Here is a 19,705-nt window from a genome sequence, read left to right on the forward strand (position 1 = left end):
ATTCAAACGAAACTAAACAACCAGTCGCCCGTTAAATACCGACAATTGGCTGTTTAAAAGGTGTTTTCTTACTGTCTCAAAAACGACAGTCAGTGCCATGATAGGCAGCTTTTTGTTAGGCATCCGGATAGGTTTTTCGTAAAAAGGCGATAGACTGTTGAATAAGAGCTTTCAAAATTTCTTCCTCAACATCAGCGAGTTTATGAATATAAACGCAAGCTTTCCCTGTTGTGTGTTTACCAAATTGCTGTAATAATTGTGCTCGTTCATGATCACCCGGGGCAAAATATAAGCTAATTTTAGCCTTGCGAGGGGAGAATCCGACGAGTGGTGCATCGCCTTCATGACCCGTTTGATATTTATAATGATAGTGCCCAAACCCTATGATACTTGGACCCCACATTTTAGCCTCATAGCCTGAGACCTCTGTAAAAATGTCCAAAAGTCGATAGGCATCTTCCCGCTTTTTTGGATGATCTACACTTTCAATAAATTCAATGACACTTGCATCGGTTTCTTTCGTCTTTAATTCATACATATATATCCCTCACCTTCACAAAATAGGATGTATCATCCCCTATTATTCCCTATTCTGCCTGCTCTAACAATAGCTTTTGTTGGAGCTGACAATACATGCCCTGTTGTTGCATCAGCTCTTGATGATTGCCTTGCTCGACAATTTCGCCCTGTTGAATAACGAGTATTTGGTCCGCGTTCTCAATGGTTTTTAAACGATGGGCGATAACAAAGCTTGTGCGACCCTGCATTAAATGCTGTAAACCTTTTTGAATATCGACCTCTGTTTGCGTATCCACACTTGATGTCGCTTCATCTAAGATTAAAATATCCGCGTTCTCTAGGATGGCACGGGCAATGGCGATGAGCTGCCGTTGTCCCTGACTTAAATTAGCGCCACCTGCTTGAACAGGCGTATCGTATTGTGCTGGTAAATATTTTATGAAATGATGGGCATTCGCGATTTTTGCTGCCTCGACAACCTCTGCATCTGTCGCATCCAGCTTCCCAAAGCGAATGTTCTCACGAATAGTGCCCGAAAACAAATAGGTGTCCTGTAAAACCACACCTACCCTTTGACGAATCGTTGCCATTTTATAGTGTTCAATATTGTGCCCATCAATTAAAATTTCACCTTGATCAACGTCATAAAAACGTGTTAGTAAATTAATAATGGTCGTTTTCCCTGAGCCAGTTGGACCAACAAGTGCTATTGTTTCCCCTGCCTTAGCATAGAAGTTAATGTTTTGGAGAACCGATTTCCCTTGTTCGTAGCTAAATGACACTTGCTGAAAAACGACATCCCCTTTTAACGATGACGCCTCGATGGCCAGAGGTTGATCAGCCACCTCTGATGGTTCATCTAATATTTCAAACACACGCTCCGCTCCAGCAATAGCCGACTGAAAGGTGTTTAAAAGGTTAGATAATTGATTGAGCGGGCGGAAAAATTGCCGTGTATAAGTGACAAATGCTGCAATAATCCCAACCGTCACAAAACCCTTCACCGCTAAAAAGGCTCCTGTCCCGATGACTATCGCTAGCCCTAAGTTATTCATAAAGTTATTAATGGGTCCTAATAATCCCGAAGTAATCTCTGCGCGTTGTGCGGAGTTTCGCAAGTTTTCATTTTGCTGATGGAATGTATCAATGGATTGCTGTTCCTTGCCAAAAAGTGTGAGTACCTCTGCACCCGTAATCATTTCCTCAATATAGCCATTTAGTTTACCAAGATCGCGTTGACGCGCTGCGTAATTTTTACTGCTGCGTTTGATAATTTGCTTGGTTGTGAAAACGATAAGCGGGATAATGATTAAGGTCACAATCGCTAATGGCCAGCTTAATGTGAACATGGCAATACTAACGCCAATGACGGTTAAGATGGACGACACAATTTGCGTCACACTTTGAGCTAGAGCTGTATTTAAATTATCTATATCGTTCGTGACACGACTCATTAAATCGCCGAGCGCCCGTTGATCAAAAAATCTTAAAGTAAGCGTTTGTAGCTTTTGAAATAATTCCAGACGCAATGAGCGAATTGTTTTCATCGCCACATGAATCATGACATAGGTTTGCAGCCATGTCAGAATAGACGCTACTGTAAAAATAACGGCTAAAACGATACCAAGTCGGATTGTCCCGTCGATATCTTTTTTCATAATGTAGTCATCAATGATATGGCCAATCAGATAGGGTCCTGCCAAGCTTAAAATGGTAGAAGCTATGACAAAGAAAATGGAAAAATACAGCCCTATTTTTTGCTGTTTGACATAGTGCCAAACTCTTGTTAAAGTTGCTTTTTGATTTTTCGCTTTTTCAGCTGGCGCACCCATACGAGGTCCACGTCCAAAATTCATTTGCTTTGGTTGATTTTGACTCATCCTTCTTCACCAGCCTTTTGCTGTGACGCGTATATTGCTTGGTAATGCACATTGTTTTGTAGTAGCTGCTGATGGGTTCCTTGCCCAACAATCTCGCCATCCTCTAAGACAAGAATGACATCTGCCTGCTGAATCGAGGTAATTTTCGATGCCACAATTAACGTCGTCGTGTCTTGAAAATTTGCTGCAATGGCCTGTTGCACATGTTTTTCTGAAGCACTATCGAGCGCTGAGGTAGTATCATCCAGCACGAGAATAGCTGGCTTTCGAATGAATGCCCGACCTAATGCCAAGCGCTGCTTTTGCCCACCAGAGAGATTCGTAGCACCCTGTGTCAATTCATGGGCTAAGCCTTGATCAAGTCGCTCCACAAATTCACTGGCACACGCGGCGTCTAATGCCTGTTGTATTTCCTCAGCCGTTGCATGTTCTTTACCAAGGCGTATATTTTTTTCAATTGCACCAGAGAACAATAAGGCCTTTTGCGAGGTAAATCCGATATGATCCCGTAGCGTGGATAAAGAGTAAGCATTTAGCGGTTTGCCATCCAAGCGAATTTCTCCACCTGTTGGATCAAATAAGCGCGGTAATAGCTTTACAAGTGTCGATTTACCACTACCTGTTTTCCCAATGATTCCAACCGTTTGCCCAGGCTTCACAGAAAACGAAATGTTCTTAAGAACATCTTCTGCCGTATCGTAGTAACGGTAACACACATGATCAAAGTCAATTGCTCCTTTTATGGGTTCCGTCAGCGCATGTTCTGCTTCCTTGACGGCAATGTCTTTGTTTAAGACATCCATAATCCGCTCTCCTGATGGCAATGCACGCGCAATTTGCATCAACACCATACTTGAAGACATTAAACCATTTAATATAATAGTTAAGTAGTTGATAAAAGCGAGAATGACCCCAACCTTTAGCGACCCTGCCTCCACCTTGATGGCCCCAAGCCAAAGTGCCGCGACGATTCCAAGATTGACCACGAACATCGTAAAGGGCACAAGCACTCCTACAATTTGCTCGGCAGTGATGAAGCGTTTTGTCAACCCATCATTCAGGTCACTAAATTGTGATACCTGTTGCGTTTCACGACGAAAAGCTTTAACGACACGAATACCTGCTAAGTTTTCCTGCAACTTCGTATTGACCGCATCAATAGCCTCTTGTACGCGGCGATACAACACACCCGAATACTTTGTGAAGAAGTACATGGCGATGATCAATATCGGCACAATAATGAGAAGTATAGAAAAAAGCTCACGCGCTGTTACAAACACGATAATTACTGCTCCGATAAAGAGTAGAGGTCCACGCACAAAAATACGCAGCGTCATCATAAACGCACGCTGAATACTTTCGACATCACTCGTTAAAATGGTAATCAGCTTGCCAGTCGTAAAGGCATCCCGCTCCTTTGCCGAATACTTCATCATTTTCTCATAAAGAGCCTGGCGAACATCCGAAGCAAAATGAATCGCTGCCTTTGAGCTATAATACGAACAACCAATCCCACCAACAAGCCCAAATACCGCACTTGCTAGCATCCATACAAACATGCTCAGCACATAAGCATGATCCCCATTGGCAATTCCTGTATCAATCATATGCTGCATGATCGTTGGCTGAATTAAATCCATCGTCACCTCCAACACCATCAAAAGCGGCGCTATCAAGGTGAAAAATTTATAGGGTCCCAAATACTGCCCTAACTGTTTTATTGCCTGCATACATTCGTCTCCGTTCTATTTAAATCCCATTCGTTCCTCATTATAACTGAAAACCATTCCCATTTGGCAATATTTTTTCGAGACTCGTAATATTTGAGATTTAACTAAATGATGAGATATGGTCGAGCTTATGGCTGACATCCTTCCAAATAAAAACCCCCATGCCTATAACATGGAGGTTGCTTTAAATGATTCTTGTACCGCTCATTGGATTTTTTTCAAAGCAGTCGTTTTGCTCAAAACAAACCCTATTGCATTGTACTTATCCGTAGTTTTTCAAAATTTCTTTGGAAAAATTGGTGTGCCAACTGCTCTTTTTCTGGATGAATACCAAGTAAAATAACTGTACTTGGTCCGGCTGATTTGGTCATATCATGTGAACATTCAACTAATTGCTGGCCAAAAAGACGCCCACATTCACCTTGAAGTCCCTTTGATCCGACAGGCCACACTTGCTGAACGATTTCCGCCAGCCATGCCTGATAAACAGGTCGCAGCTGCGCCACATCATCAGGCTGTGCTAATAGTTCCTCGCCAACAAGTGGTAAGCCGTATGTGTACCAACTGAGTTGTTCAAAGTCCAATGCCTTTCGCTGTTGTATTTCCCCAAACATAGTAATTGCTATACCAGACTGTAAAGTAGGCATATTGGATTCCGAACTGCCAGCAATGGCTGGACAAGAAAGGCCTGTTTCCTCGAACACTTGCTGAATCCCGCTTTCATAGCGTGACCATGTAGCATCCCCTGAAAAATTAGCGAGTAGAATTTGAATAGGAAGTGCCTGTGCAGCCAGCTGCTCTAGAAATGTCACACGGGCAGTCATATAGGCTGTCAATTGATCGGATGCCGACACAACATCTTGTGGCTTCTCCCCGATGGCTGCCGCATTATCCATTGTCGCAATAAACGCGCCCACTTTCATAGCATTCCTCACTAAACTCGACCTGCCTTACGCACAAAAACCTTGGACAGAATGGGCATGACCACCGCTACAATAATTAAATTAATAGCGGTTGCTATGAAAATACTCGCTAAAGCACCCCAGAAAAAGGCAGGACTAATAATAAAATAAAATGGAAGTGGCGCTACGATGCCGTTTAATACTAGGGCAACTGGCCATTTCCAAAAATGCATACCTTTTTTATGCATGACCCCAAAAATCCAGACAACGATAAACATTTCTACAGCAATAATTGCATGGAGTGGGCCAAGTGGGAAGCCAGCAGTTAATGCGCTAATAAAATGACCAATGAGACCTGCTACCCCAGCTAATAATGGCGATAAAAAGACAACACCTAAAAAGGCAGGTGCTGAATCAAGAGCTGCCGTTGAAATAAATGCGGGTACTTTAATGGCGGCTCCTACTGCACAAATGGCTGCTACCATAGCCGTTAGTATCCATTTCATTAATTTTTGTCGATCCATTTCATTTCCTCTTTTCCGTTAGTATGTTGACCTCACTTGAGTTGCTCGCTAATCCCGTACCAAATACGTACGACTCGCTCCGCCTCAGTAAATAATGCTTGGTATAGGCGGCCACAAGTATCACGTAATAAACGTGCTTGTTTTTCCATCGGTACAATACCGCGGCCCATATCTGTAACAATAAGTGCCAGCGAACAATGTTGCGCAAGGGCTGTTAATTTGGTGAGGACTGATTGTACTACAAGCTCATCTTCCTCAAGATTTTGTGTCATAAGCCATTTTTCCACATGTTTGATGACTAGGATTTCACAGGCTGGTGCAACATCCGGTAGATCGCCATCGATAAGTACCACCTCGTGCTGTTCATATAAACGCATCACATAATCGGTTTTTCCGCTATAGGCGCCTCCGATAAAAACATGCATCTAGCTCCCTCCTCCCAAGCCTTTCTAGTAAATGTTAAATTAAATTGGTGATCATGTGGCACTTGGTATGACCAAAACGGCTGCTCTGTTGGCGCATAGGCAACGAGTAAGGCACGAATCACCCCACCATGGGCTACTAAGAAATAACGATCTTCTTCCTTTGGCAAATCGTTGAAGCCTTCCACAACTCGTGCCACAAAATCATCAAAAGCCTCACCTTGTGGCGGTGGCGCATGAATAGGGTCGTCCAACCATGCACGGTAACGAATATCCTTCTTTAAATCCTCATAGGTTTTCCCCTCAAATTCACCAAAATTTGATTCACGAAAACGTGCATCTGCATAATAGCTAGCATTCGGAAAATAATGGGTAGCCGTTACTCGACAACGTTGTAAATCACTGCCATATACCTTTTCGACACTTGCATCCACTACAGAGAGCTTGGAGATATCAGCTAATGGTGCGTCCGTCCATCCCAGATAACGCTTTTCTAAATTGGCCTTTGTGGGGGCATGCCTCATTAAGCACACAGTAACAATGTCACCCATAACACAACCTCCATCCCTTCTATAGATGCACCCAGTAAATCACCCGACACGCCGCCAAAATTGCGCAATGTAAATCGCCGAAAAATGACAAGCGCAATCGCTAAAACGATGACTAATAGAATTGGTAAGATCGAGAACTTTGTGACGATCACCACAACTGACATGGCCGCTAAAAGTGATAACAGCATTAAAATTTTTAGTCGTTTCGCATTAATATGGGATTTAAAAAAGTAGGCAAGTCCTTTTTCCTTCGAACAGTTGAGTGACATAAAATAAAAGCTCATTCCAACCCTTGTTAAAAAAGGTACAAATAAGACCATCCATAATGCAAATCTGTGTTGTACAAAGAGCTCATGTAGAATAACAAATTTTCCTAGTATCAAAAACAATACGGATAGCACACCGAATGCGCCAACACGAGGATCATCTAAAATCTCCAGTCGTTTGTCCCGATCTCGATAAGAAAAATACGCATCCCCCATATCAATAAAGCCGTCCAAATGTAAGCCCCCTGTCCATAAAGCAAATAGACCAATGACCACAAAGGCAAGCATGACCTCACTACTAGCAGTCCATTGTGTAAGAACGTATAGGACTCCAGCCACAGTTGTGCCCATCAAGGCTCCTATCCATGGCAAGCAGGCAAACATCCCTGTAATGGTTGACCTCGTTAATGGTAGTTCTTTATGTACTGGCAATACCGTAAAAAATTGAAATGCCAACAGTAGGCTATGCCAAAAACTTTTCATCGTCTTGCCTTCCTTCTTGATTATTTCCATCTCTTCACGATACCATAATCCATTTCATAGGCCTCTTGAGCCAACGACACAAACCATTGATGGAATTGCCCTAATGTTCTTCGATACAACTCCACTTCTTCGTTCTGATAAGGAGGTTCATCAAACAGCTCATTCGACACAACCAATAATGTCACGTTCCTCTTCTGAAGAGACTGGATTGCCTGTTTGACAACCCGTAGCTTGGATTCTAAACAGCCAGGCTGCGCTAGACAGGGTGTTCCGCTGTCATAGCCTTCGTAAAAAGCATTGGTCAGCCAAGTAGTGACGCAATCCCATAGCACCACATCCCCATCCTCGAGTGTCTCGAATACAGATGCGATCGCATAGGGAGCATCGACAGTTAGCCACTGGATGGGCTGGGCTTGACGATCAGCCTGATGACGATCAATTCGTTTTTCCATTTCATCGTCCAGGGCAATACCAGAAGCAAGATACATTAAACGTTTTTTCGTACCAGGCTGTGCTTGGTAATGCTGGATCGCAGTTTGTTCCGCAAAATGAGATTTGCCACTACGCACACCACCTGTGATAAAAATTAGGGGCATTTGTGACACCTCCTATTGTAAATGATGTAGGTTACCAATTTCTTTGATTACCCACTGCTGTCCCTGACGTTCAATGACTGTGACACTTGTTCCATGAATATAAGGGGCTGTCCAGAGCTCACTCATATTACGTTGTAAAATAGCATTAATCATACATTTAATCGTCACGGCATGGGAAACTATCAGTATGGGTTCATCCCGATGCTGCTCTGCTATTTTTTTGAACGTATACATCGCTCTTTCTGTGACAGCACCAAAACTTTCCGTATGAGTGGCCAAAAATTGCGCCGGATATTTCGTATACAGTTCATAATCAAGCCCATGTGTCGCCAAAATATCCTCGATTTTCTTCCCTTGCCAATCGCCCAAAAAGATTTCCCGTAAATTATCCTCATAATAAATAGGTAATTGACGATGAGCCGTTAGAATATCCATCGTCTCCTTCGCACGACCACTGGAACTACTATAAGCTGCCGAAAACGGGATTGACTGTAGTTGCTGCTGTAACTTTACAGCCGCTTCTCTGCCATTGTCCGTTAATGGAGAATCCAACCATCCTTGTAGTCTTTGCTCCTGATTCCATTGTGTTTCCCCATGTCTTACTAGATAAAAAGTTGTCACTTTTCTCTCCCCTTATTTGCGTTAAACCAAGCTTGCAGACAATTATGTAAATAAGTCATGGCCGCAATATCTTTGATCCCAATACGGAACCATTCTCCCTGTAATCCTTTAAAGTTTTTCGTATGACGTAGGACAACCCCCTGTGCTAAACAATACGTAAAAAAGGCATCTGCTTGCTGCTCTTTTGGCAATGAAAAGCACACATAATTCGTGACACTATTGGTTACTTGGCAACCGTTTTCTTGTAAATAATGATGCAACCGCTCTCTTTGCGTTGTCGCGAAAGCAATTGCCCGCTGACTATAATGCTGCTCATCTAAACAACCCGCACCAATCACAAGCGCAAAGGCGTTTAAGTTCCAATGCGGCAGCATATCCTTTAGTTCTGTCACAATGGAGGGGTGAGCAACTAAATAGCCCAGACGCAAGCCAGGTATTGCGTACATTTTGGTCATCGAGCGCACGATAAGAACATGTGGATTTTCTGCACTAACGTGGATGAGAGAATTCGCCTCATCGACCCAATCCATAAAGGCTTCATCGATGACAAGTTCACATTTGACAGCTCGACCATGTTCCATTAAGACAAGTAAATCTTCCTTCCTTGGCAGTACGCCTGTAGGATTGTTCGGTGTACAAATATAGATAGCATCTGCCTCCATCATTTCTTGTTTAAGCCGTTCCATAGGCAAAGTGTACTGGATGAAGTCCGTCACCAAAATGGGAATAATAGTAGCGTTCGCAGCTCGCAATGTTCGCTCATATTCTGAAAAAGTCGGATGCACAACAATGACACGTTTTTGCGCATAACGTCTTGCGACAATACTAAAGAGCTCTGACGCCCCGTTGCCTAGTAAAATCGTCTCCTTCGCGACTTGATGAAAAGCAGCGACCTTTGTTAGAAATGGCTCACCATCTGGATCTGGATAACGTTGAATCAGCGGGTAAAATGTACGCCAACGTGCCTCGACAAAGGCAGGTGGTCCTGCTGCATTCACATTTTCACTAAAATCATACACCTCTTCTGGCATTGTTAAGCCTAATTGCTGATAAACATTTTGCGGATTTGCTCCGTGATTAGGTAATGGCATAAATGAACACCTCCACTGCTAACATGATAAGCGTAAAGAGCACTGTGGCTATACGCATATGAATAATAGATGTTGCAATATGCTCCTTTGTTAAAGGAACTAATTTTTCTCCCATAATTGCTCGATGAGAGACAACGCCCTGATAGGTATTTTTCCCACCTAGCTGCACCCCAAGCTGCACTGCTGTCGCTGCCTCTAAATAACCGCTATTGGGACTCGGATGTTTTTTAGCGTCCTGTGCCCAGCGCTTTAATCGTTGACCAAATGAATGACTCGTTTCATTTTTCGTACCTAGCACGATCAGGAAGCCCGTGATACGACTTGGAATAAAATTCAAGACATCATCAAGTTTGGCAGAAAACATACCAAAGTCTTTGTATTTCTCATTTTTATAGCCGACCATTGAATCTAACGTATTGACTGCCTTATAGCCCCATAAACCAATGGCACCAAATAAAAAGGCATAAAAGAGCGGTGCCGTCACCCCATCACTTGTATTCTCAGAAACGGTTTCTACTACACCTCGTACAATCTCATCTTCGCCTAGCTTATCGGTATCACGTCCCACAATCCAAGACAGCTTGACACGCGCTTCCGCAAAATCACCTCTAACAAGAGGCTCATAAACTGCCATTGCTGCCTCCTTCAAACTACGCTGTGCCAGTCCAATACCAATTAAAAGCCCTTCAACCAAAATTCCAAAAACCACACTTACCTGATAGCTAAGTAGCAAAATAAGTGTGACTACAAACATCGTCGTACCGACTACCGCAAGTGCCATCACCATGCCTCGCAGTTTCCGCCATTTGCCCTGATTCCATAAAGCTGTTTGCGATTGAATCAACTTGCCAATCCAGCGTACAGGGTGAGGAAGCTTCGGAGGATCTCCCACTAAAATATCGAAAATAAGCCCTATGATACAGGCAATCACTATAGCAATCATAACGCCTTCTCCTCTTTATCTTTTTTGTATTTACCAATGGCCTCACGCATCGTTTCATAGACACCATAGCCAATGACCTTACCTAACATTGTGATCGGACCAGCATATTGATGGTAGTCACCCTCTTCGGTAGAGGCAATGAGCAAGCTATCGGTAGAAGTTCCAGTAGCTTGCGTACCTGTAGTAGGGTCAGTTATGCCTTCATCCATTAAGGCCTTTACCTTAGCTTCCGTTGTCGAAATCATGGCCTGAAATAATGCTTCATCAGACAATTTTCCATTGATGAGCACCCATGTATTAATCGTTCCTGCATGATATTGTTCCTCGCGATGAAAAGCGCGTGTTATATCTACCGCATTGCCTAGGCCTGCGGTAATCATAATGACCAGGTGAATACCTTCATATGTAAAGTCACGAATAGTTGCAAACTTGGCTTGGACAGCCGTCATCATCGCCACTGTGTTGTCGATTGGAAAGCCCTGCCCCTGCAAAAAATGCTGTAAATCACGATGTGGTTGTCGCTCATCATAGGTAATGGGCACTGTCCGATTCATCAGATGGCTATAATGACCAAAGCCTGGATTATGCATGGCAGAGGATACGACCTTCATGGGTGAAGCTGCTTGAAGTGCTACATAATGGTCTGAAATTTGAATATGATCCTTTGAAAGTATCGGCATTCGATCGCCTCCTCACGAAAAATATGCTGCTGAACATAAAAAAACAAATTCTTACAAAGAAGAATTTGTACGGTCGATTCTTTATTAAAATTTGAACCTTCTGAACATTTGTACAGAATAACAACTTCATAATACTCAAATTATTTATTTTCTTTGAAATTGTATCATAAATTCTCCTATTGTCACAATTCCATTTTGAAGTGTTGTTACTGCTTTTGTTTGAGATTCTTAAAGCGGATAACGGAGCCAATGATGATAAAGACCCAACCAATGCCTATGTAAACCACTTTCATTGTTTTTGTCGATGACGGTAAAATATCCATAATCGTTAAACAGACAAAAAGTATCCCAATAATCGAAAAAAGCATACCAATTGTTAAATTCTTCACGCAAAACCCTCCCAACTATGTACGCCCTCGATTTTACCGTATTCTCAGCAAAAAGAAAACACTAATCCAAGCAAGGAACGCTTGGATTAGTGATAATTGTGTCATTAAGCATTCGCATGGGCAAAAAACTCTCCATATAACGCTTGTAAAATACGGTTTTCATATTCCTGAAGTACACCGAAAACGAGGCTTACTTCAGAAGAGCCTTGATTAATCATTTCAATGTTTGCCCCAGTTCTTGAAATCGCTGTGGCAGCACGGGCAGCTAAACCTGTATTATGTCGCATACCTTCGCCAACAATTACGATCATCGAAAAACCGTGACGCATTTCTACATACTCTGCATGTAGCTCTTCTTTCACTCGACTGATAATACGCTCTTCATTATCTATTGTTAATTGATTAGAACGCATGATGACTGAGATATCGTCTAGACCAGAAGGTGTGTGTTCATAAGAAATATTTTCATCTTCTAAAATTTGTAGTAGCTTACGTCCAAAGCCTACTTCACGATTCATCAAATATTTAGAGACATATAAAGTTGAAAAGCCACTGTCTGCCGAGATACCTGTAACGGGACGACCTGTTGCAGGACGACTTGGTACGATACGAGTACCTGGGGCTGATGGATTATTTGTATTTTTTATGTTAACGGGCACCCCAATCTTGTAGACAGGCATTAACGCTTCATCATGGAACACTGAAAAGCCTGCATATGATAATTCGCGCATTTCGCGATACGTAATTTCTTTAATTTCCACTGGATCATTGACAACCTTCGGATTCGCAGAGAACACACAATCCACATCCGTAAAGTTTTCATACAACTCCGCTTCAACAGCTGCTGCTAAAATGGAGCCAGTAATATCAGAGCCACCGCGGTCAAATGTTCGCAATACGCCCGCTTTAGTGTAACCGAAGAACCCTGGGAACACAATAATTTCTTTTGTGTCTTTTAAAGGGGCTAAATTAGCATACGCTTCGGGTAAAGCAAATGTGCGTTCAGGCAAATCATTGACCACTAAACCTTCTTTAGGACTTACATAGCGTGCGGGCATTCCAATCGCATTAAAATAAGCTGCAATAAGCTTGGCGTTATTATCTTCACCGGCTGCTTTTATGCTATCGACGAATAATTCCACGTTTGTTTTGTCACCTTGTACACGTTCACGTAAATCTTCTGCAATCACGTCACAAATGGCATCATCTAACCCCAAACCATCTGCAATTGCTCGAAAACGATCGACCACAATATGCAATTTGTCTTCGGTATCTTCATGTTGTAACGCGGCAGTTGCTAATTGTATTAATAGATCAGTTACTTTTATATCGTCACCAGAGCGTTTCCCTGGTGCTGAAACGGCAACGATTTTACGTGCCGGATTAGATTTCACAATGTTTGCCACTTTTTGAATTTGTTCTGCGTTTGCTACAGATGTTCCACCAAATTTACACACGATCATATACATCAAATCCTAACTTTTTCAAATTAATTGTATTCCTCCAAAAAACAATTGAATGTACACAGTGTACAAATTATCGTTTCCTACGTCAATACAATTTAAAAAATTCACGCAATTTACTGAGAAATATGGACAATTTTCGTACTGTTTGATTTATTATACGGATTTCATATGAAATAGTTAAGGTTTTTGTGAATTTTTTTTCGTGACGTTCACAGATTCGTGAAATTTTCAGTTTTGACTTTCTTCTATATAATGAAGAAAACGCTTACTCCCCCCTATGATATGCACAAACATCCTTGTTGTTTGTGCTAATTTGCAGGCGAAAGTAGGGATTTTCGTGCAAGGGACTATGCTTCTATATGGTGTTTTTACATCTTGACCACGCTATTCACCTAATCAGGGTGGACTAGTACTCAACCCGGAGGTTTATCACCATTAAAACTCCACTCCAAGTATTCACACATGAATCGAGGGATATCCCCCCATCAATCTGCTATTCCAATAAAAAAACTAGGCTCACAATTAGTGAAACCTAGTTTTAGTACGCTATTCGATTAAATCGCTGTCCAGCCGCCGTCAATGACTAGTTCAGCACCTGTCATAAAGCGTGATTCGTCAGATGCTAGGAAGACCACACCGTATGCTACATCTTCCGGCGCGCCAAAGTAAGGTAGCTGTGTATAGGTTTTGTAGAATGGCAATGCACCGCCCTCTTCCATCGTTGGCGCTGTCATTGGCGTAACAATAATCCCTGGGTGAACAGAATTCACGCGAATGTTCTCTTTCCCGTATTCTACTGCAGCTGATTTAGATAGCACTCGGAGCGCTCCTTTCGCTGCTGTATATGGGCTAGTACCTGCCATCCCCACGATCCCACCGATTGAAGAAATATTGACGATTGAACCGCCACCAGCTTTTTGCATTTCTGGAATCACATATTTCATACCAATGATACAGCCATTTAAGTTAATGTCCATGACTTTATTCCATTCGTCCATTTCCATATTGGCGATCGTTTTTGGTGATGAAATCCCTGCATTGTTGACCAGTACATCGACTTTACCATATGCCTTCACTGCCTCTGCAATCACTGCTTTCCACTCATCTTCAGAAGTTACATTATGTGAAAGACCTATAATATCTCCGCCATTTTCTTTAATTTCTTTGACTAAGTTATTCAATGCCTCGATTTGGACATCTGTCGCAATAACCTTTGCCCCTTCTTGTGCAAATAGTCTTGCTTCAGAAGCTCCCATGCCCATTGCCGCTCCTGTAATAATAGCTACTTTCCCATTTAAACGTCCCATATTAAAACTCCCTTTCTATTATCTATCAAATACGTCTTGGCGTAATTGCCACTGACGCATCACCTTTAGAAAAAAAACATTTACTCAATCAAGAGAAATGAACAATTCGTGAACACGTTAACAACTAGTTGTATTATCGACACCGTGTCGTTAAGATTATTATAACCTTCTGCTCAAAAAGGGCAAACAACACTCGTGCATTGATTGACGCATTAACAACATTTAAGACTAGCGTGTTGTGAAAACGATAAATTTAATACAAGGAGCTTGAAAATGTCGAAAAAAACGGACCCACGCGTAATAAGAACACGCCAGTTATTGAGAGATGCACTGGTAGAGTTAATAGATGAACAAGGCTATGAGAAAATTACTGTACAAGATATTACACAACGGGCAACCTTGAACCGTGCCACTTTTTATTTACATTACCGCGATAAATTAGACTTACTCTATCAAAGTTCAGAGGAGATCCTACATGAATTAGTAGGGAGTATTCATCCAACATTTGAAGAGAAGAAGGATTTTGATTTATTGCCCCACTACGATCAGCCCCATGAGACCTTTATGCATTTGTTTGAACAAATTGCGCTTAATAGTAAGCTTTACAAAGTCTATCTCACGGAAAAAAATATCCCTTATTTTTCTGCAGGCTTGAAAGACATTATTATCGATTTTGTATCAAGTGGCATTCAATACATGGAGCCTGATGATGAAAATTTAACAGTACCACGTGAGATGGCTATCCGATTTTATGCCGCCGCCTTCCTAGAGGTAATTGTTTGGTGGCTAGAAAAAGATATGCCGTATACGCCAAAATTTATGGCGACCCAGTTGATGCGTATTACCATTAAAGGGCCCTACGTTGATAATCCCTTCCAACAATCATAAAAGCTGGCACTATAGATGCCAGCTTTTTTCATAGATTATTTCCTGGAAAATCTATTATCCAGCTAAAATAAATATTGCATATGCGCGTCAAATCTAGGACACTTTTTCACCAACGATTACAACTCTTGCGGCAGTGGCATCAACTATACCCTCAGCCATGAAATACTATTCTAAAAGTTCGAACAGCCCTCACCGAATAGGATTTTCAAAGTTCCAGTTCGTATAAATGACAGCTGCAGTAATTGGGGCTGCGGACGTATCTTCTGTAAAACCGCCTATTAGATTACCCACTCTAAATGTTGGCTCAAAAAATTGTTCTTCTTTCGGTGGTGCAGTTGGACCATCTATCCCCAATTTCGTTTCATCTGTAACGACTACTTCCATTCCGTTATCCAACGTAAAGCTAAGTCCATCTTCTCCAACTTCAGTGATAACTCCTTCGATATTTACGACAGCACTTGCAGCAGGAGCTGAATGATCTACCACAATTCTTTCTGTTAAATCTACTGTTGTATCATTGTTTAAATTAACGAAAGCAACTACAGCAATTACTGCACAGGCAACTAAACTTCCAACACTTATTCTTACTTTTTTCATAAAGACCCTCTTTTCTTTTTCTTCAAATTCCATCATCTCTTTTTGCATCTTTCTCTTAAAATCTTCGGAAGCATGAATCTGCTTCATCACGTTCTTATAAGCATTCATCACACCTTACTCCCTTCTTCTAACATCAATTTCAACTTCATTCGTGCTCTTCTCAGCTTGGAGCCAACTGTGTTTACTTTCATTTCTAATAGATTGGCGATTTCTGCAGTTGTGTAGCCTTCGTAATAATGTAGATAAACAATAACTCTCTCTTCTTGATGAAGCTCAAAAATTTCCGAAAGAATCATTTGTTCCTCTTTTGCGATAAAGGACATTTCCTCTGTGATCGGTACCGTCTTCTTGACACGGGAAGACTTAAAGTAATCCTTGCATTTATTAAAAGTCACTTTGATGAGCCAAGCCTTTAAATGATCTACATTCTCGAAAGGCTTTTTCTGTTTCATAAGTGTCATATAAACGTCTTGCACAATATCCTCTGCCTCAGACATGCTTTTTGTCTGCTGCACAGCAATTCTTATTAGGGTGTCACTATATGTTTGAACAATCTCTTGAACACATAAGCCAGCAAACTTTTTCATATTTTTTATCTAGCCTCCTTCATTTCATAATACGATTCATCTTCTTTAATTCGTGCAGCAGGCATTTTTTTCACATAATTAACTCAAGAGAAATAGAATTGTTGTAAAAAGATGACAAGCCTTAATAGAAAAAGAAGAGAAAACTCATCCGTAGTAGATAAATCCTCTCTCCTTATGAAGTCATTTATTGTTTCTTTGAATAAGCATAAAAAAATCATGACAGAGGGTTATCTTACCATCTAACACCAAGAAATCATAAGCGAAATCCTGTGAATCAGAGCACATGCTTGAGGATTTCATTACAAATATAAAATAGATCAACATAATGATTGCTCTAGCAGTTATACTGAATATTAATTTATAATTATAAGACAAGCGTTGTAATTATTATTAACAGGAGAATGATAGATGAAAATAGTAATTGCAGAAAAACCAGACCAGGCAGCCAAGTTAGCTGCTCCCTTTTCCTTTACTAAAAAGACAGGATATTTTGAAGTAAAAGCAAACTCATATTTTCCAAACGGAGCACTTATCACATGGGCAATCGGTCATCTATGTGAATTAAAAACGCCTGAAGAATATAATCCAACATGGAAAAAGTGGAAGTTAGAAACATTACCTATTATTCCAGATAGATTTGAATACAAAGTGTCTAAATCAAAGTATAAACAGTTCAATATCATAAAAAATTTAGTAAAAAGACCAGACATACAAGAAATTATAATCGGGGGAGATGCAGGTCGTGAAGGTGAATTAATTATTCGCACCATTCTAAGAGTATGTGGTGTAAATAAACCAATGAAACGATTATGGATATCATCCTTAACTGAAAACTCGGTAAAAAACGGGTTTTCAAATTTGCTACCAGAAGCGAAAACAAAAGATATTTATTTTGAAGCACTAAGTCGTTCATGTGCAGATTGGTTAATCGGCATTAATACATCAAGATTATATACGGTCCTACTGAAGAAAAACGGTGTAAAAGATGTCTTTTCAATAGGGAGAGTTCAAACCCCTACCCTTGCATTAATTGTTAATAGAGAACATGAAATCTCGAAATTTAAACCTGAACCTTTTTGGGAAGTCGAAGCAGCGTTTAATTTCGCAGGAAAAATTCTTAAAGCAAAATGGCACAAAAATAATATTTCAAGGGTTTCAGAGGAAAAACAAGCGGTGGCGATCGCGAATTTTTGTCTAAATAAAGAGGTGGAAATTACAAGCATAAATAAAGAAACAAAGGAATACGCCCCACCTCTGTTATTTAATCTATCAGCGTTACAGGCTACAGCAAATAAGTCTTATAAATTTTCACCACAAAAGACTCTTGATATTTTACAAAAACTTTATTTGAAAGGTTTAGTTTCATACCCAAGATCAGATTCGCAATTTTTGACAAGTGAAGAAGCCAAAACACTTCCAACTATATTAGACAATTTGAGTAAAATTGAAAGGTATAAAAACCTTCTTCCTGCCCCCAAAAACTCAATTATGAATAACAAAAGATATGTGAACGAGAAAAAAGTTACTGATCACCATGCGATTATCATGACCGAACAATTACCTAACTTTGCAAAGCTCAGCATGGAAGAAGCGAATATTTACGATTTAGTAGCTAGGCAAATCATTGCAGCACATTATAACAATGCGATTTTCTCTTACACAACGATTCATTCGCTTGTAGATAAACGGGCTGAGTTCATTTCTAAGGGAAAGGAACAACTAGAGGAAGGCTGGCGTAAAGTAATTTATCAGGCTAAAGATTCATCTGCTGACGTAGGAGAAATGCTTCCACTACTCCATGAAAATGAGCTTGGAATTGTTGTTCAAGCTAGCGTTAAAAACGGGGAAACACAACCACCAAATCGATATTCAGAAGGTAATTTAATTACATTAATGAAAACAGCTGGTAAACATTTAGAGGATGCGGAATTAGAAAAGGTTTTGTCTAAAACAGAAGGATTAGGAACTGAAGCAACACGCGCTGGCATTATTGGTACACTAAAAGATCGAAACTATATTGAAATAAAGAAAAATCAAGTATTTGCAACAACTAAAGGGATGCTCCTAATTGAGGCATTAGGAGAAAGCATATTAACTTCCCCATCGATGACTGCAAAATGGGAGCAACGGCTATCTGCAATCGGTGAAGGCAATGCTTCTCCTCAAGCATTTATGGAACAAGTCAAAAAGCTTACCTATAAATTGATTACAGATGCCAATGACCGCGAACAAATGTGGGCATTCGACCAAAAAGAAGTTGAAGAAATTAGTGCCAATAACCCCTATCATAAAAAATATAAAAAGGAAAAAACGGCTGTAGGAAATTGTATTCTTTGCAATGGCTCCATCATAGATCATGGAACTTTTTATGGGTGCTCAAATTATAAGGCGGCAAACTGTAAATTTTCTGTTTCAAAGAAAATACTAAGTAAAACCATTTCACAAGCGAATATGAGAAAGCTACTAGCCACTGGTGAAACAGGTATAATTAAAGGGTTCAAAAAAGGCCAAAAGACTTTCAATGCTCATTTAATTTGGGATGAAAAAGATCATAAGGTTAATTTTAAATTTCCTCAGTAACAAACAATCATCATGATTTATGATTGAGTTAAAACATTCAATGTTAGACCTTCAAAGGGCGATACACATTAGACATGACTAATATGTATCGCCCTTTTTTATCGCCGTCCCACATGGAGGACAAAAATAATTGGTGTGGAGTGTGCCCTTTAGATTGTTTTCAGCACATTAGTATCCTTCATAAGAAATACTGTAAAGCATTGTTTCCGGAGGTAATTAACGCTAACAAACCTGCTACCATGATCCATATCGCATATTGGTTCTCTTCTTGTTTCCTCTTGCCTACCCAAATTAATATAAAGCTGATGAATAATAAAATTACCCCTAATATCGCACCTGTAATAATCCCGATCATCATTCCCAATTGCTGTCGCCTCCTTTTTTACACCTTGTCACAAACATCAATCATTGCTTTTTTCATCATTATTATCTTACCTAGACTATCCTTTTCATGTACTTTCATTGTAGATACCAATCATCACTTTTTTCTTACTCATTTCTTACATATTTATTAAATTAAACTTCTCTTTATATACGTATATCGCAATGATTCGCTACCAAAATAAATACACCTTGATAGTGAGATTAGTTCTCCAACTATCAAGGTGTAGCTCGCCTTAAAACCTTTATTAATTTTATTTTTATAGTTCTTCAATAAATTCACTAAAAATCACCTTTCCATT

General features: G+C 40.5%; 21 protein-coding genes. 2 read left to right on the plus strand and 19 right to left on the minus strand.

What is annotated here, in order from left to right:
- Positions 1-115: 115 nt before the first annotated feature.
- The 16 genes from AO843_RS04030 to AO843_RS04105 form a co-directional block, all read right to left on the minus strand.
- The gene (locus tag AO843_RS04030) at positions 116-538 is read right to left on the minus strand and encodes a DUF1801 domain-containing protein (RefSeq protein ID WP_054609879.1); all 423 of its coding nucleotides are present in this window, start codon (positions 536-538) and stop codon (positions 116-118) included.
- A gap of 49 nt (positions 539-587) precedes the next feature.
- The gene (locus tag AO843_RS04035; RefSeq protein WP_054609880.1) at positions 588-2,399 is read right to left on the minus strand and encodes an ABC transporter ATP-binding protein; all 1,812 of its coding nucleotides are present in this window, start codon (positions 2,397-2,399) and stop codon (positions 588-590) included.
- The gene (locus AO843_RS04040) at positions 2,396-4,129 is read right to left on the minus strand and encodes an ABC transporter ATP-binding protein (RefSeq protein ID WP_054609881.1); all 1,734 of its coding nucleotides are present in this window, start codon (positions 4,127-4,129) and stop codon (positions 2,396-2,398) included. The genes AO843_RS04035 and AO843_RS04040 overlap by 4 nt, the downstream gene beginning before the upstream one ends.
- Before the next feature lie 248 nt (positions 4,130-4,377).
- The gene (locus tag AO843_RS04045) at positions 4,378-5,052 is read right to left on the minus strand and encodes a hypothetical protein (protein ID WP_054609882.1); all 675 of its coding nucleotides are present in this window, start codon (positions 5,050-5,052) and stop codon (positions 4,378-4,380) included.
- Positions 5,053-5,063: 11 nt separating this feature from the next.
- Positions 5,064-5,555, minus strand: coding sequence for an ECF transporter S component (locus tag AO843_RS04050; protein WP_054609883.1), 492 nt, complete (start codon positions 5,553-5,555; stop codon positions 5,064-5,066).
- 32 nt (positions 5,556-5,587) lie between these two features.
- Positions 5,588-5,980, minus strand: coding sequence for a bifunctional adenosylcobinamide kinase/adenosylcobinamide-phosphate guanylyltransferase (locus AO843_RS04055; protein ID WP_054609884.1), 393 nt, complete (start codon positions 5,978-5,980; stop codon positions 5,588-5,590).
- The gene (locus AO843_RS04060; protein WP_054609885.1) at positions 5,932-6,528 is read right to left on the minus strand and encodes a histidine phosphatase family protein; all 597 of its coding nucleotides are present in this window, start codon (positions 6,526-6,528) and stop codon (positions 5,932-5,934) included. The genes AO843_RS04055 and AO843_RS04060 overlap by 49 nt, the downstream gene beginning before the upstream one ends.
- Positions 6,501-7,277: an adenosylcobinamide-GDP ribazoletransferase gene (cobS, locus tag AO843_RS04065; RefSeq protein ID WP_054610099.1), complete on the minus strand. Its 777-nt coding sequence runs from the start codon at positions 7,275-7,277 to the stop codon at positions 6,501-6,503. Before cobS ends, AO843_RS04060 begins: the two co-directional genes overlap by 28 nt.
- Before the next feature lie 20 nt (positions 7,278-7,297).
- Positions 7,298-7,873, minus strand: coding sequence for a bifunctional adenosylcobinamide kinase/adenosylcobinamide-phosphate guanylyltransferase (locus tag AO843_RS04070; protein ID WP_054609886.1), 576 nt, complete (start codon positions 7,871-7,873; stop codon positions 7,298-7,300).
- A 12-nt stretch (positions 7,874-7,885) separates the two neighbouring features.
- Positions 7,886-8,494, minus strand: a complete 609-nt coding sequence (locus AO843_RS04075) for a histidine phosphatase family protein (protein ID WP_054609887.1) — start codon at positions 8,492-8,494, stop codon at positions 7,886-7,888.
- Complete coding sequence (locus AO843_RS04080; RefSeq protein WP_054609888.1) at positions 8,491-9,585, minus strand: pyridoxal phosphate-dependent aminotransferase; 1,095 nt, start codon at positions 9,583-9,585, stop codon at positions 8,491-8,493. The genes AO843_RS04075 and AO843_RS04080 overlap by 4 nt, the downstream gene beginning before the upstream one ends.
- Positions 9,572-10,528 carry an adenosylcobinamide-phosphate synthase CbiB gene (gene cbiB, locus AO843_RS04085; RefSeq protein ID WP_054609889.1) on the minus strand — a complete coding sequence of 319 codons (957 nt, stop codon included), beginning with the start codon at positions 10,526-10,528 and terminating at the stop codon, positions 9,572-9,574. Before cbiB ends, AO843_RS04080 begins: the two co-directional genes overlap by 14 nt.
- Positions 10,525-11,208, minus strand: a complete 684-nt coding sequence (locus AO843_RS04090) for an adenosylcobinamide amidohydrolase (protein WP_054609890.1) — start codon at positions 11,206-11,208, stop codon at positions 10,525-10,527. The genes cbiB and AO843_RS04090 overlap by 4 nt, the downstream gene beginning before the upstream one ends.
- Before the next feature lie 206 nt (positions 11,209-11,414).
- Positions 11,415-11,597: a hypothetical protein gene (locus AO843_RS04095; RefSeq protein ID WP_054609891.1), complete on the minus strand. Its 183-nt coding sequence runs from the start codon at positions 11,595-11,597 to the stop codon at positions 11,415-11,417.
- A gap of 104 nt (positions 11,598-11,701) precedes the next feature.
- Positions 11,702-13,060, minus strand: coding sequence for an aspartate kinase (locus tag AO843_RS04100; RefSeq protein ID WP_054610100.1), 1,359 nt, complete (start codon positions 13,058-13,060; stop codon positions 11,702-11,704).
- A gap of 557 nt (positions 13,061-13,617) precedes the next feature.
- Positions 13,618-14,370 carry an SDR family NAD(P)-dependent oxidoreductase gene (locus AO843_RS04105; RefSeq protein ID WP_054609892.1) on the minus strand — a complete coding sequence of 251 codons (753 nt, stop codon included), beginning with the start codon at positions 14,368-14,370 and terminating at the stop codon, positions 13,618-13,620.
- A 273-nt stretch (positions 14,371-14,643) separates the two neighbouring features.
- On the opposite strand from AO843_RS04105, the gene AO843_RS04110 reads away from it, so the two are divergent.
- Entirely contained in the window at positions 14,644-15,258 is a 615-nt protein-coding gene (locus tag AO843_RS04110) for a TetR/AcrR family transcriptional regulator (RefSeq protein WP_054609893.1), read from the plus strand.
- Between the two features lie 189 nt (positions 15,259-15,447).
- On the opposite strand, the gene AO843_RS04115 is transcribed toward AO843_RS04110, so the two are convergent.
- Positions 15,448-15,963 carry a hypothetical protein gene (locus AO843_RS04115; protein ID WP_231630062.1) on the minus strand — a complete coding sequence of 172 codons (516 nt, stop codon included), beginning with the start codon at positions 15,961-15,963 and terminating at the stop codon, positions 15,448-15,450.
- Positions 15,963-16,442 carry an RNA polymerase sigma factor gene (locus tag AO843_RS04120; RefSeq protein ID WP_054609895.1) on the minus strand — a complete coding sequence of 160 codons (480 nt, stop codon included), beginning with the start codon at positions 16,440-16,442 and terminating at the stop codon, positions 15,963-15,965. The genes AO843_RS04115 and AO843_RS04120 overlap by 1 nt, the downstream gene beginning before the upstream one ends.
- Before the next feature lie 408 nt (positions 16,443-16,850).
- Here AO843_RS04120 and AO843_RS04125 point away from each other — a divergent pair, with 408 nt between their 5' ends.
- Positions 16,851-19,022, plus strand: a complete 2,172-nt coding sequence (locus tag AO843_RS04125; RefSeq protein WP_054609896.1) for a DNA topoisomerase III — start codon at positions 16,851-16,853, stop codon at positions 19,020-19,022.
- A 178-nt stretch (positions 19,023-19,200) separates the two neighbouring features.
- On the opposite strand, the gene AO843_RS04130 is transcribed toward AO843_RS04125, so the two are convergent.
- Positions 19,201-19,386: a hypothetical protein gene (locus AO843_RS04130; protein WP_054609897.1), complete on the minus strand. Its 186-nt coding sequence runs from the start codon at positions 19,384-19,386 to the stop codon at positions 19,201-19,203.
- Between the last annotated feature and the right edge of the window lie 319 nt (positions 19,387-19,705).

This window comes from Lysinibacillus sp. ZYM-1, assembly GCF_001308875.1.
Classification (GTDB): Bacteria; Bacillota; Bacilli; order Bacillales_A; family Planococcaceae; genus Lysinibacillus.